Origin of the sequence: Myxococcus sp. AM011 (assembly GCF_013372595.1) — a bacterium.
GTDB classification, from domain to species: Bacteria; Myxococcota; Myxococcia; order Myxococcales; family Myxococcaceae; genus Myxococcus; species Myxococcus eversor.
This window is the reverse complement of the sequence record NZ_JABXEM010000016.1, coordinates 59,433-71,595: the sequence shown is the minus strand read 5'-3', so window position 1 is coordinate 71,595 and position 12,163 is coordinate 59,433. Positions and strand designations below refer to the sequence as shown.

The following is a 12,163-nucleotide window of genomic DNA, read 5'->3' as shown; positions in this document are numbered from 1 at the left end:
CTTCTGGGCCACGGCGACGGGCTCCGCGCTGGCCTTGCGCGTCAGCTCGTCCTGGAAGGTGAGCGCGGAGTCCTTCTGCCGCACTTCCTGGAGCGCCTGGGCATTGGCATCCAGCGCGGAGAGCAGGTCGGGCGCGCTGGCCGTCTGCACGTCACCGGCGAGCTTCTTGCCCACCACGACACCCAGCACGAAGACGGCGCCGAGCACGACGATGCCGGCGATCAACAGGCTCACGATCTGCCGGTTGTCGAGAGAGACGTCGAACTTCTCCTTCATCCGGTGGGCGTCTCGCATGACTCAGGGATCCTCGCGCGCGGACAGAGCGGGCCACACGAGTCCGTGTTGCGGCCTGTAGCGTCGGCGTCGAGGGGAAGGTACGCCCCACCCCCCACCCGGTCAAATTCACGGAAGGCGGCCTCAAGGGACGCGCCGTCACCGCGCCGCGGACGTCACCGGCAGCACCGCCGAGGCGAGCGCCACCGAGGGAAGCACGGCCCCCGCGGCTTCTTCCTGTCGAGGCTCGGGGGCATTGAGCCGCGCGCGCAGCTCCTTGCCAGCGGCGAAGCTGAGCGTGCGGCGCTCCGGCACGGAGACGCGCTGCCCCGTCTTCGGGTTGCGCCCCGTCCGGGCGCGACGCGTGCGCAGGGAGAAGACGCCGAAGCCTCGCAGCTCGATGCGCTTTCCAGCCACGAGCGCCTCCGACATGCAGTCGAAGACCGCATGGACAATGGCCTCCAACTCCCGCCGCGGGACGTGGGGTGCACGCGCCGCGATGCGCTCGATGAGCTCACTCCTCGTCATGGGACACCTCCGCCGAGGGACGGTGGACTCTACAGAAGGCGCACCCGCGAGGACAAACCGGGGGAGAGCCCCCACCTCAGCGCAGGCGCAGGTCCACGGGGCCTTCGACTTCCACCTCGGAGCCATCCTTGCTCTTGAGGATGACCTCCGCGCCATCCGGCACCAGCAGGCGGACGGTGCGCCCCAGGGGCACCTCGCGGCCCTCCAGGAGCACCGCGGTGGCCAGGTCATCTGTCTCCGCCACGACGAAGCCATCATCCACCACCGCCACCAGCTCCCCCTCCCCCAGGTCACCCGCATGGATGAAGGGGACCTTGGGACGGAACGGCGGTGCGGGCAGCGGCGTGTGCGGCCCCTCGTGCTCGGTGTCGGAGCCCATCCGCTGCAGGCCGTTGGGCGTGAAGAAGGCGACGAAGTACTGGGTGGACGAGTACGCGTCCTCGTGCGCGCTCTTGGGCGTCATCTGCACGTTGGTGTACCGGGCGGCCACGATTCGCAGCGCGCGGGGCGCCTCCTGCACGGCGCCCTCCACCCAGCGGTGGGACGGGAGGTTGGAGCCGTGCAGCTTCGCCTCGTCCGCGTCGCCGACCTCCAGCGTGTCACCCTTCTCCATGAACCTCAGGCCCCCGCCGAAGTACTCCAGCACGGCGGGGCCGGTGGCGGTGAGCACCACGTCCCCGGTGAGCTGGGCGCCGACGGCGACGGTGCGCTGCTCCTTGCCCTGCGTGCGAAGCACCGGGGCTCCCGCCGCGAGCAACCCGGCGATGGGCTTGTCCGAGTGCTGCTTGCAGGCGGAAAGCAGGCTGGCCGTAGCGACGACGAGCAGACATCCCATGAGGCGCCGCGCCATGTCCTGCTTCCTTCCTCAAGCCGACTCGAGCTCAGACGATCCAACCACCACCCAGCACCTGATCCCGAGCGTAGACCACCGCGGCCTGTCCTGGGGTGACGGCGCGCGCGGGGGCATCCAACTTCACCGAAACGAGACCATGGGGGGAGATCTCCACACGCCCCGAGGCCCCCGCGTGGCGGTGCCGGATGCGGACCTCCACCGGCGTCTCCGGGGACGGCGGCGCGTCCACCCAGTGGGGCTGGAGCAGACCGAAGCGATCCCGCCCCGTCTGCTCGGCGCTGCCCACGACGACGCGGTGGGTCTCCGGCTCCAGCCGCTGGACGTAGCGCACCTCTCCGCCGCCCAGGTTGAGCCCCTTGCGCTGCCCCACCGTGTAGCGGTGGATGCCCTGGTGGGTGCCGAGCACGTGCCCCTCCGTGTCGACGACCTCGCCCGAGGGCTGGGGGCCGGCGACCTTCTCCACGAAGCCCGCGTAGTCGCCGTCCGGCACGAAGCAGATCTCCATGCTCTCCGGCTTGTGGCTGGTGACCAGGCCGTGGCGCTCGGCGACGGCGCGGACCTCCGCCTTGGTCATGTCGCCGACGGGGAAGACGATGTCGCGCAACTCGTCCTGGCCGAGCGTGAAGAGGAAGTAGCTCTGGTCCTTCGCGGCGTCGACGGCGCGGCGCAGGACGTAGCGGCCGTCCGTCTCCTCCACGCGCGCGTAGTGGCCTGTCGCAAGCCGCGCCCCGAGCGCCCGGGCGCGCTTGAGGAGGAAGTTGAACTTCACGTCGCGGTTGCAGGCCACGCAGGGGATGGGCGTGCGCCCGCCGAGGTAGGACTGGACGAAGGGATTGACGACGCGGTCCTGGAAGATCTCCTCCGCGTTGGCGACGTAGAACGGAATCCCCAACGACTGGGCGACGGCGCGCGCGTCATCGATGTCGTCCGGACTGCAGCAGCTCCCGCACTTCGCCTTGCCCTCGTAGGACCAGACGCGCAGGGTGATGCCAATGACCTCATGGCCCTGCTCCTTGAGCAGGGCGGCAGCGGCCGAGGAATCCACCCCGCCGCTCATCGCAACGACGACTCGCATGGTGCCCCTTCCTACACGCCCCGGCTTCCGGGCGCACGCGGGAGGACGCGGGGATCTCCCCAAACCCGACCCCAGAGCTCGCCCCAGAGTTCGGCGGAAGCTCGGTGGAAGCCCGGTGGGAGGGCAGCCCACCAGTCGGGCTCAGGCCCCCGAGCGCGCCGCCCGCCAGGCCAGGAGCCGCTGCTTGAGGCCCTCGGCGGTGTTCAGGGCCGGTTCGTCGAGCACCGAGTCCATGAGGAAGCGTGTCGCCTCCCCGACGATGGGCGACGGGCCGACGGCGAGGGTGGCCATGATGTCGCCCCCCGTGAGCGCCAGGTCCTTGGGCACCAGGGGCGGCTTCGCGGCGGCCAGGGCCTCCAGCCGCGCGAACAGGCGTTCCACCTCCGCCACCCGCTCTGGAGCGCGGACCTGGACTCGGGCCCTCGCCACGGCGACGAGTTGGGGAAGCTGGGGCGGCCCCACGCGGGCCAGGAGCCGGCGCAGCGCGGCGTCCGTGTCCGAGACGCGCTCCTCCAGCTTCGCGGTCTCCACCAGCAGGGCGACGAGGTCCGCGACCTTGTTGGGGAACTTGAGTCGCAGGCCGATTTCCCGGGCCTGGGTGCGGTCGACAAGGTCCGCGAGCAGCGCGGCCATGCGCGGCTCGATTTCCGCTGGCGCGGCCTGCACGGCGGCGCGCGCGAGGCGGGCGGCGTCTGGGGTGGCCTGGGCGACTTCGGGGAGGAACACGTCCATCAACCCGGTGTCCTTGAGCAACACGAGCCCTCCCTCGGCGCGCGGGGAGAGCAGCAGCTTGGTCAGCTCCTCGCGCACGCGCTCCAGGGCGACCTTGCGGAACACCCCGAGCGTGGCGGGGATGGCGTCGCGAGTGTCCGGGTCCAGGGTGAAGCCGAGCACGGCGGCGAAGCGGACCGCGCGCATGGGGCGCAAGCCGTCCTCGGAGAAGCGCTCCAGGGCCGAGCCCACGCACTTGATGAGCTGGGCCTGGAGGTCCGTCTGGCCGCCGAAGGGGTCCACGAGGTCGCGGTCCAACGGGTTGTAGGCCATCGCGTTGATGGTGAAGTCGCGGCGGGACAGGTCCTTGACGATGTCGCGCTCGAAGGCGACGGAGCTGGGGCGGCGGCCGTCGAGGTAGTCCCCTTCCGAGCGGAACGTCGTCACCTCGACGTGGGTGCCGCCCTGCACGACGGTGACGGTGCCGTGCTGGATGCCCGTGGGGATGACCTTGCGGAACGCGCGCTGGACCTCCTCCGGGAGCGCGCTGGTGGCGACGTCGAAGTCCTTCGGAGCGACGTTGCGCACCATGTCCCGGACGCAGCCGCCCACCAGGTACACGGCATGGCCCAGTTCGCGCAGCCGGGCGATGACGTCGAGCACGGGTTGGGGAATGTCGGCGTTGTGGAGGTTGGCGAGCATGAGTCCCTGGGCGGCGAGCGACGTGCCCGCATCCCCGGGTTGTACTTGCGTGCCCGCCTCTGAATCCAGGGCCACGGCGAGGGGCACGGTGCCCGGTCCATTACATTGACTCTCCGTTGCAAGGCGGCTCGGGATTGTACACCTGCGAGGAAGTCGAGGCGCACGCCATGATCAGGCACTCGGCCTTCGTCCCACAGTTGCCGTCACAGCAACGCTGCTGCCCCGAGGGACACGCGGCGCCGGCATCGGCACAAGAGCCACAGTTCATGATCTCTCCGCAGCCGTTGGAGACACAGCCACAGAGGCCGAGACAGGTGGCCGGATTGGGCTGACAGGTGGACTCGCACATGAACTGGGAGTTGCAGATGTATCCCGTGGAACAGGTGCCGCAATCGAGCGTCCCCCCACAGCCATCCGAGGGATTGCCGCACTGCCCTCCTATCGCCGGGCACGTCGTCTGCGGAACGCATCCCGTCGAGTACAGCTCGCTGGGCTGACGGGTCCAGGTCGCTCCGGACAGGTCGCGAGACCATCCACCGTTGATGAGCACCTGGTCGGGCGCGTTGCCGACGAGTGACACCTTGAAGTCCCTGCGCGCCCGCACGAGCGCTGGCATCGTCGTCCACCCGTTGGTGCCGATGTCGAACCGCGCCGCGGACGTCACCGGAGCGCCCGTGGCTGGATTCATGCCGCCGACCACGAGCACGGTGCCATTGCTCAGCTCGACGGCGGCGTGGCCCGTGCGCACGACGGGAACACTCCCCGAGGAGGACCAGGTGTTCGTCACCGGGTCATAGAGGGAGGCCACCTGTCCCGCCACGTCGTTGACCCAGCGCGGGCCCACCACCAGGACCAGTCCAGGGACAGTCTTCGTCAGCACCGTCGCGGAGTGGCCGGAGGCCAGCACGTTGTTGCTGTTCCCCACGGACGACCAGGCGTTGGTCGTGGGGTTGTACCGCTCGTGCTGGATGCGATTGCCGAGCACGAGCACGTCCCCTTGATTGAGCAACGTGGCCGTGTGGCCCGAATAGGGGTGGGTGGGAGCGGCCGCCAGGGTCCACGTTCCGGTGGCCGGGTCGAAGAGCTCCGCGGACGCGAGCCCCTGGGTGGAGTCGGGGTTGTCGCCGCCCACCACCAGCACCTTGCCGTTGGGAAGGAGCGTCTGTGTGTGACGGGCCCGGGCGACCTGGAGCGCGCCCGTGGCGGTCCAGAGGCTCGTGGTCGGGTCGTAGAGTTCGGCGCTCTTGCCATTCCCACCAGGGGTGATGCCGCCGGAGACCAGGACGCGACCATCCGACAGGCGCGTGGCGGCATGCTCGTGACGAGCGGACACCAGACTTCCCGTGGTGCTCCAGACCGTGGAGGCGCCTGGGGTGTACAGCTCACAGGTCCGGAAATCACTGGGGGCACCCTGGGCGGTGCCGCCTGCGAGGAGGACTCGCCCGTCCGAGAGGACCGTCTGCGTGAAGCCCGTCCGGAGGAAGGCGGGCGAGGTCGTCAGGACCCGCGCCTCCTGGGACGCCAGCGCGGGGTCCTCGGCCTTGGGCGAGCTGCACGCCACTCCCATGAACAGCCCCAGGAGCGCGGCGGCCCCTCTCATCCCACCCAGCTGGCTCAAGACGCCTCCGGAATACGGTCCGAGCTGTATACGAACCCAGCCCGCAACTCCGGTCGTCGAGGGGCCTCCGGGTGTCGCCGCACCCCACCTCAGGCCACGGGGCGTGACGGCTCAGCCGGTGCGTCTGTCCGACACGCGGTTCGCCGACAGCACTCTGGACAAGGCCAGCACGAGCACGCCCGCGAGCGGCACCACGAGCAACCCCACCCGCAGGCCCACCGCGTCGGCGACGAGGCCGACGATGGGCGGCGACAGGAGGAAGCCCAGGCGCATCAACCAGCTCACGAGCGTCAGGCCCGTGCCCGGACGCAACCCGGGCAGCTCGTCGGCGCCGTGCATGGCGGCGGGGACCAGCGTCGAGACGCCGAAGCCCGCGAGCGCGAACCCAGAGATGGTGGCGGGCACCGAGGGGAAGAGCAGCGCCGCGCCCATGCCCAGCGCCGTGAGCGCCCCTCCTGCCCGAGCCACGGCGCGCTGCCCGAACCTGTCGACGAGCCGGTCGCCGAGCATGCGACCTACGAACTGCGCGCCCACGAGCGCCACGTATCCGAGCGAAGCCACGGTGACACCCGCGCCCAGCGTTCCGGAAAGATAGACAGCCGCCCAGGTCATCCCTGCGTCTTCGACGAGCGCCCCGCCCAGGGCAATCATGACCAGCGCGGCGACCGTCAATCCCAGACGGAGTCGACCCGACGACCCACGCCGTGTCTGGGCGCCTTCGTCTTGAGTCGCGGACTCGGGTGAGTCGTTGGAGGCAGTGGGCTCGGGGCCGGGGAGCAGGAAGCGCAAGGCGGTGAGCGACACGGCTGAGAAGAGGAGCGCGGAGAAGCCCAGATGGAGGCCGCGTGGCACGTTGAGTCCCGCGGCGAGCCCGCCCATGAGTCCCCCCAGCACGGCGCCGATGCTCCAGATGGCGTGAAAGGAATTGAGGATGGAGCGACCATGGAGCCGCTGCACCCGCAGGCCATGGGAGTTCTGCGCCACGTCGGTGATGGCATCCATGCTGCCCGCGAGGAAGAGCGTCCCCGCGAGCACCGCCCACGAAGGTGCGATGCCCGCGAACAGCATTCCCAGTCCCGTGAGCACGGTTCCGGCCACGGCGACCCGGGACGAGCGGAAGCGGCGGATGAGCGCTCCAGCGGCCAGTCCCGCCATCAGGGCGCCGAACGGGAAGGACGCGACAGCGAGTCCATACTGGGCATTGCTGAGCCCCAGGTCGGATTTGATTTGCGGATAACGAGGCAACAGGTTGGCGAGGATGGCGCCGTTGGTGAGGAACAACACCGCCACGGCGGCACGGGCGGCTCGGTGCTCACGGGGCACCGGGGGCCGGAGGGGGGAGATCATGGTGAGGCGGCTCTAGGATGGGAGGAATCGGAGCACGGCGTCGCGCGTGACGTCGCGGCCATGCGGTGTGGCATCGAGGCTGACGTGGATGAACAGCCCCTCAATCAAGGCATCGAGTTTGTGGGCGGTCTTCGCGTCGACGTGTTGTTCGAGCACGTCGCGGCTGCGGCGCATCCAGTCGTGGGTGATCTGCCGGAAGGCGGGCTTCCGGGCGGCGAGGGTGTAGAGCTCCAGCGTGAGCACCAGGTCATCGGGCCCCTCCACGAGGTCCGAGTGCACCAGGCCGACGATGGCCGAGGCGAGCTGGCCGCGATGAGTCACGCCCGAGAGTCGCGCCGCGAAGCGCTCGCTGATTCGCTCGGCGAAGCGGGTGAAGGCCTCGTGCAGGAGCTCCTCCATGCTGGTGAAGTGGTAGGTCATCGACCCCAGCGGCACCCCTGCACGGTCGGCGACCCGGCGGTGTGACGTTCCGGCCACCCCACCCTCCGCGATGACGGCGAGCGCGGCGTCAATGATGCGGTCGCGTCGGTCCGGGTCATTCCGGCGGGTCGCCAAGGGGGGCTGCCTGGGTCGAGGGCTCGTACGAGAGCGACATGGAGAAGAAGTCCTTCATGTGTACGTTCGTACATATCGACAGAATGCGGAACGACTTTGTTCCCGGGAGCCAACGCCACCCCCAGGAACGAAGCGGTCGAGCAGGCAACCCGCAGCCCGCGCGACGGGTGCTTCATGGCCTACGGCAGGAGCTGCGAGCGCATGGGGACTGTGAGGAACACGGGGCGTCCGCTGCCGAGCTGGCCGTCGGAGTTGGAGCCCCACCCCCAGACCGAGCCATTCACGCGCACCGCCAGGGTGAATGCATCGCCGGCGGCCACGGAGGCGGCGGTGAAGACGACCAACCCCCCGGGCTCCATCACCGTGACGGGGAGTGGGGAGATGGCGCCTGGCGGAGCAAGTGACCCCAGCACACCGGAGGAGCTGTTCATGCCCCATGCGAACACCGAGCCGTCGGAGCGAGCCGCCGCGCCATGGTAGCTCCCGACGGCCAGCTGGCCTCCACCGCTCCAGCCAGGTGACTGCGTGGCCAGCGCGCGTGAGGTCTGCGTGCCATCCGCGAGCTGCCCGAAATCATTGTCGCCCCAGACCCACGAAGAGCGAGCGTGTGGGCGGAGCCGGCTGCCACCGCCACCACGTTGTCCACCCCTCCGACCAGGATGGGCAGGTCGCGGTCCACCAACGTCGCGTCCCCCAACTGGCCCACGGTGTTCGCGCCCCACGTCAGCACCGAGCCATTCCAGAGGACCGCCACCGAGTGAAAGGCCCCGGCGGCGATGGACCGCACGTCCGTCAGCCCCAGCACGGGGACGGGCGACGCGCGGTTGGAGCGGCTGAAGTCCCCCAACTGACCGTTCCGATTGGCGCCCCAGGCCCAGACACTGCCATCCGCGCGCAGCGCCAACGCGTGGAGGTCTCCCGCGACCACCTTCGTCACATCCGTCAGCCCCGGCACGGGCGAGGGCGCCGCGCGCCTGGACTCCGTGCCGTCGCCTCGGGCGGCGCTCAAGGCGGAGCCCCAGGCCCACAGCGTCCCATCCGAGCGCACCGCGAGCGAGTGCTGCCCCCCCGCGACAGCGGCCACGACGCCCGTCAAGCCTTGGACGGCCACCGGCGCCAGACGATACTGGCGGCTGTCATCACCCAGTTGGCCCCACTGGTTGTCACCCCAGGTCCACAGCGTCCCGTCCGCGCGCACAGAGAAAGAGAACTGCGAGCCCGCCGAAACGGACACGACCTGGTCCGGCCAGGAGAGCCTCACCGGCACGGAGCTCTGGTACGGCATCGAGGTCCCCAACCCCAGGGCCCCCTGCGAATTGGAGCCCCAGGCCCAGACGAACCCATCCGAGCGCACCGCCAGCGTGTGGGACGGGCCCGCGGAGAGGGCCACCACGTTCGACAACGAGGGCACCGTCACGGGAGAAGCGCGGTCCACCTGGGTTCCGTCCCCCAACTGGCCATCGGAGTTCCGCCCCCAGGCCGCGAGCGTCCCGTCCGTGCAGCGGCCCAGACTGTTCCATCCGGCCGGATGGCCAACGAATGCGCCACGTTCGCGGCGATCCGGTTGTGAGGAGAGACCAGCGCCTTCGTGGAGGCGCCCTGCCCTCCCTGCGCGCTTCCTGGCTCTGGAGCAGCGCCACAAGCGATGCTCGCGATCAATCCCAGACAAACGACCCATGCCCGGAAAGGCGTCCGTGTCGTATCCATACCCGTGCCTCGATTCTCGTTGGAGGCGAGACATCGACGGGGCCCCGGGCGTTCGCGCGCGGCCACCGACCTTGCCACGGTAACAGCGCTGCGCCAGAGCGCCTCGAATTCGTTGTCAAACGTCAGGGTTCCCATTGCCTCATCATCCAGAACACCGTCGGGATTTGCCTCCCCCGCAGCGCCAAGGCGCGTCCACGGCACCCAGGCAGTGTGCGGGGCTCCTACTGGGGCTCAAGTGCGGGTGAGGCTGTCTTTCGAATCATGATTGACAACAACAGCGCCAACAACGCCCCTGTCGCGCTCCTGGACGTGTACTGCTACGAGCACATCACCGCCTGGGACGCGACGCGCAGCCCAGTGCAGGCGTGATGGACAGCCAGCCCGTGAAGACGACGGGACGAGGGGCCCAGGGCAGCCTCGCGCCGCGCGAATCGAAGCACTCGGGTCCTCGCCGCAAGGAATGAATAGTGAACTGCGCGAACAGTGAGTGTTGAGTAGTGCCGAATAGAGGTTGGCCGCCACCCTGCCGTGCCATTAATCACATACAGTCCCCCATGACTCTTACGCATTGCTGAGGCAGGGTGAGATTTGTTGTGGGTGATGGACTGGCGTGGCGCGCTTTGGTTGCTGTCTCAGCGTCCGTGACGACCAACGGTACAGCATGCCGAGGCGTGTGGACGTCTCGGCATGTACCGTCGCGGGACGGCTCGATGCCCGCTACTCGACAGGTATCGACGGCCTGGACGGGGCATCTGCAGGGGGAGCGCGCGGGGCGACGAAGTGTGGCTCCACGCATACGCCATGTGGGCGCCACGCCCGTGCCGCCTGCTGCACCCCACCCAGCCTGCCCGCCAAATTCCCCTGTAACTTCAGGGGGTTCTGCGATGACCCCGACAGGAATCGAACCTGTGGCCTGCGGTTTAGGAAACCGCCGCTCTATCCAACTGAGCTACGAGGTCGTACGACCAAGTCTGCGGAACCACTCATCATTTCAGATGAAGGGCGCCCCCATCGGCGGGGCCCTTCGCGCTGGGCCGGTTTATAGCAGGTGCCATGACGCGCGCAACGAGAGCGAAGCCCCGATGGGACATGCCCGTCCAAGACCGCTCTGACGCCTGGAGGATAACGGGCCTCCGTCCGACGGACACGAAGCCGAACCGGAGGGACCGCCCCCTCGCCCACCTCATGGGCCAGGGAGCGGTCAGGCGCCGTCCATCTGAGAGAAGTCGCACGATTGCGCGGAACAGGACCATCGGACTCCTCCCGCCATACGCCGGGCTGGGCGGTTCGCCCCCACATCCAATCACTCCCCCACGGATGCCGAGTTCTCGACCCCGGTTTCGCAGGGTTCCCAATACAACACAAGACCATGGGGAGTGACCCGCCCCCAGCGCATCAGGGGAAGGCCACAATCACAGAAATCCTCTCCGACCCGGTCGACGTAGGTCTGACTGTTGTAATAGTCAATCACATAGGCCGCCGTGCAGAGCGGAACCGCCTCCTGGCTTTCGACTCGAGCCGCATCTGCCGTGGCGCCATCGACAACTCCTGCCCCGGCCCCCAACAGAACCCCCATCGACGTCACGAGCACAGCAGACAGTGTGGCCATGGTCCCTCAAGGGAAATGGCCACCAGCATGCCTCATCCTCGCGCTTCGGAGGGCCTTACAGCGCCTTCTGGAGCGCCAGTTCCAGCTCCTGACGCGTCTGCCAGGTCACCGGGCGAAGACCCGAGGCCAGCTCCAGCGTCCCATTCGCGACGGTGACGGAGGCCTGGGCGTCCGTGCGCAACTGGATGCGCTTCACCTTCTCGCGCAGCGCGGTGCGACCAATCTCGTCCTTGGCGAGCGACGCCACCACCTCGCGGACGCGCTCGGCGAGGAAGCCCAGCGCGCGCAGCTCCTCCGCGCTCGCGGGATTGACCCCGGGAGCCAGCGTCACCTCCAACGGAGCATCCGTCACGGCGCGCAGACGGGCCTCCAGCGCGATGAGCTGGCGGCGAAGATCCAGCAGCGACGGGACGGGCACGGAATCTCGCCTCAGCTCACCGAACCACACCACATCATGGATGGTGACGGACTCGATGGTCCCTGCGGGGATGATGGACACATCCTCCTGCGAGTAGCCGCCCTCCCGGGGGGTCTGAAGGAGGATGGCGCGACCCTCACGACGGTCCTCCAGCATCTCCCGGACGATTCCAGTGATGGCCCGACCACTGCGCAGCGACAGCGTCGCGCGGGGCAGGAACAGCGGAATCCCCGCCCGCTCCCGCGCGGTGATGCGCAGCAGGGCGTAGAGCACGGCGTCCACGCCCTTGGCGTCCGCCTCCAGGAACGAACGGAGCGAGTCCCCCGTGTACGGATTCGGCAGCTCCGGGGCGGCCTCGAGCGTCTTCCGGATGGACTCCTTCCGGTCATCCACCTGGTCCACGTTGGTGACCGGCTCATGGTCCAACGTGAGCACCCCGTCCTGGAACGTCGCGATGCTGGAGGCCGAGGAGTTGCTCGACGTGTTGCGGATGACGATGCGCTTGAGCGCGCCTCGCAGGAACTCACGACCCAGGTCGTCCTGCCCCAGGGCCTCCAACGCGCCGATGAGCGGGGTGAAATAGACCTGGGGCCACGCCTCCGCGTACAGCTCCGCATACCCCTCCGCCGTGAGGCTGGCCCAGTCGACCTCCACGGGCACCTCGAAGCGCGCCGCGGCCTCCAGGTCCTTCTTCAGCTTCGGGTAGAGCGTTTCCTCGAACTGCTTCGCGGCTTTGCGTTCGGCGAGTCCCATTCAATTCTCCGGAA

The 12,163-nt window shown here is 69.0% G+C and carries 10 protein-coding genes, 1 tRNA gene and 3 pseudogenes; all 14 read right to left on the bottom strand.

Annotated features, from left to right (window positions below; translation table 11 throughout):
• Window positions 1–294, bottom strand: a pseudogene (locus tag HUW62_RS05605) (SPOR domain-containing protein); the annotation flags it as partial.
• A 138-nt stretch (window positions 295–432) separates the two neighbouring features.
• Window positions 433–801: an integration host factor subunit beta gene (locus tag HUW62_RS05600; RefSeq protein WP_163866960.1), complete on the bottom strand. Its 369-nt coding sequence runs from the start codon at window positions 799–801 to the stop codon at window positions 433–435.
• Window positions 802–877: 76 nt separating this feature from the next.
• Window positions 878–1,651, bottom strand: coding sequence for a hypothetical protein (locus tag HUW62_RS05595; protein ID WP_176433801.1), 774 nt, complete (start codon window positions 1,649–1,651; stop codon window positions 878–880).
• Between the two features lie 31 nt (window positions 1,652–1,682).
• On the bottom strand, window positions 1,683–2,729 hold the full coding sequence (gene mnmA / locus HUW62_RS05590) for a tRNA 2-thiouridine(34) synthase MnmA (protein ID WP_163866958.1): 1,047 nt from the start codon (window positions 2,727–2,729) through the stop codon (window positions 1,683–1,685).
• 141 nt (window positions 2,730–2,870) lie between these two features.
• On the bottom strand, window positions 2,871–4,142 hold the full coding sequence (locus tag HUW62_RS05585) for a CCA tRNA nucleotidyltransferase (protein ID WP_176433803.1): 1,272 nt from the start codon (window positions 4,140–4,142) through the stop codon (window positions 2,871–2,873).
• A gap of 100 nt (window positions 4,143–4,242) precedes the next feature.
• The gene (locus HUW62_RS05580; protein WP_176433800.1) at window positions 4,243–5,760 is read right to left on the bottom strand and encodes a kelch repeat-containing protein; all 1,518 of its coding nucleotides are present in this window, start codon (window positions 5,758–5,760) and stop codon (window positions 4,243–4,245) included.
• A 111-nt stretch (window positions 5,761–5,871) separates the two neighbouring features.
• Window positions 5,872–7,107 carry an MFS transporter gene (locus HUW62_RS05575; protein WP_176433799.1) on the bottom strand — a complete coding sequence of 412 codons (1,236 nt, stop codon included), beginning with the start codon at window positions 7,105–7,107 and terminating at the stop codon, window positions 5,872–5,874.
• A 12-nt stretch (window positions 7,108–7,119) separates the two neighbouring features.
• Window positions 7,120–7,662 carry a TetR/AcrR family transcriptional regulator gene (locus HUW62_RS05570; RefSeq protein ID WP_176433798.1) on the bottom strand — a complete coding sequence of 181 codons (543 nt, stop codon included), beginning with the start codon at window positions 7,660–7,662 and terminating at the stop codon, window positions 7,120–7,122.
• Window positions 7,663–7,841: 179 nt separating this feature from the next.
• On the bottom strand, window positions 7,842–8,093 hold the full coding sequence (locus tag HUW62_RS05565; protein ID WP_163866954.1) for a hypothetical protein: 252 nt from the start codon (window positions 8,091–8,093) through the stop codon (window positions 7,842–7,844).
• Window positions 8,094–8,117: 24 nt separating this feature from the next.
• A pseudogene (locus HUW62_RS49870) lies at window positions 8,118–8,384 on the bottom strand (hypothetical protein); the annotation flags it as partial.
• Window positions 8,270–9,340 (bottom strand): annotated as a pseudogene (locus HUW62_RS05560) (RCC1 domain-containing protein); the annotation flags it as partial. The pseudogenes HUW62_RS49870 and HUW62_RS05560, both read right to left, overlap by 115 nt.
• A gap of 914 nt (window positions 9,341–10,254) precedes the next feature.
• A tRNA-Arg gene (locus HUW62_RS05555) sits at window positions 10,255–10,328 on the bottom strand.
• Window positions 10,329–10,672: 344 nt separating this feature from the next.
• Window positions 10,673–10,978 (bottom strand): hypothetical protein, encoded by a 306-nt coding sequence (locus HUW62_RS05550; protein WP_176433796.1) that lies wholly within the window; start codon window positions 10,976–10,978, stop codon window positions 10,673–10,675.
• A 55-nt stretch (window positions 10,979–11,033) separates the two neighbouring features.
• On the bottom strand, window positions 11,034–12,149 hold the full coding sequence (locus tag HUW62_RS05545) for a hypothetical protein (protein ID WP_176433795.1): 1,116 nt from the start codon (window positions 12,147–12,149) through the stop codon (window positions 11,034–11,036).
• Window positions 12,150–12,163 lie beyond the last annotated feature (14 nt).

Coding starts and splice junctions, on each gene's coding strand:
- HUW62_RS05550 (WP_176433796.1), bottom strand. CDS start 10,978: ATGGCCACACTGTCTGCTGTGCTCGTGACGTCGATGGGGGTTCTGTTG.
- mnmA (WP_163866958.1), bottom strand. CDS start 2,729: ATGCGAGTCGTCGTTGCGATGAGCGGCGGGGTGGATTCCTCGGCCGCT.
- HUW62_RS05545 (WP_176433795.1), bottom strand. CDS start 12,149: ATGGGACTCGCCGAACGCAAAGCCGCGAAGCAGTTCGAGGAAACGCTC.
- HUW62_RS05585 (WP_176433803.1), bottom strand. CDS start 4,142: ATGCTCGCCAACCTCCACAACGCCGACATTCCCCAACCCGTGCTCGAC.
- HUW62_RS05595 (WP_176433801.1), bottom strand. CDS start 1,651: ATGGCGCGGCGCCTCATGGGATGTCTGCTCGTCGTCGCTACGGCCAGC.
- HUW62_RS05565 (WP_163866954.1), bottom strand. CDS start 8,093: ATGAACAGCTCCTCCGGTGTGCTGGGGTCACTTGCTCCGCCAGGCGCC.
- HUW62_RS05575 (WP_176433799.1), bottom strand. CDS start 7,107: ATGATCTCCCCCCTCCGGCCCCCGGTGCCCCGTGAGCACCGAGCCGCC.
- HUW62_RS05600 (WP_163866960.1), bottom strand. CDS start 801: ATGACGAGGAGTGAGCTCATCGAGCGCATCGCGGCGCGTGCACCCCAC.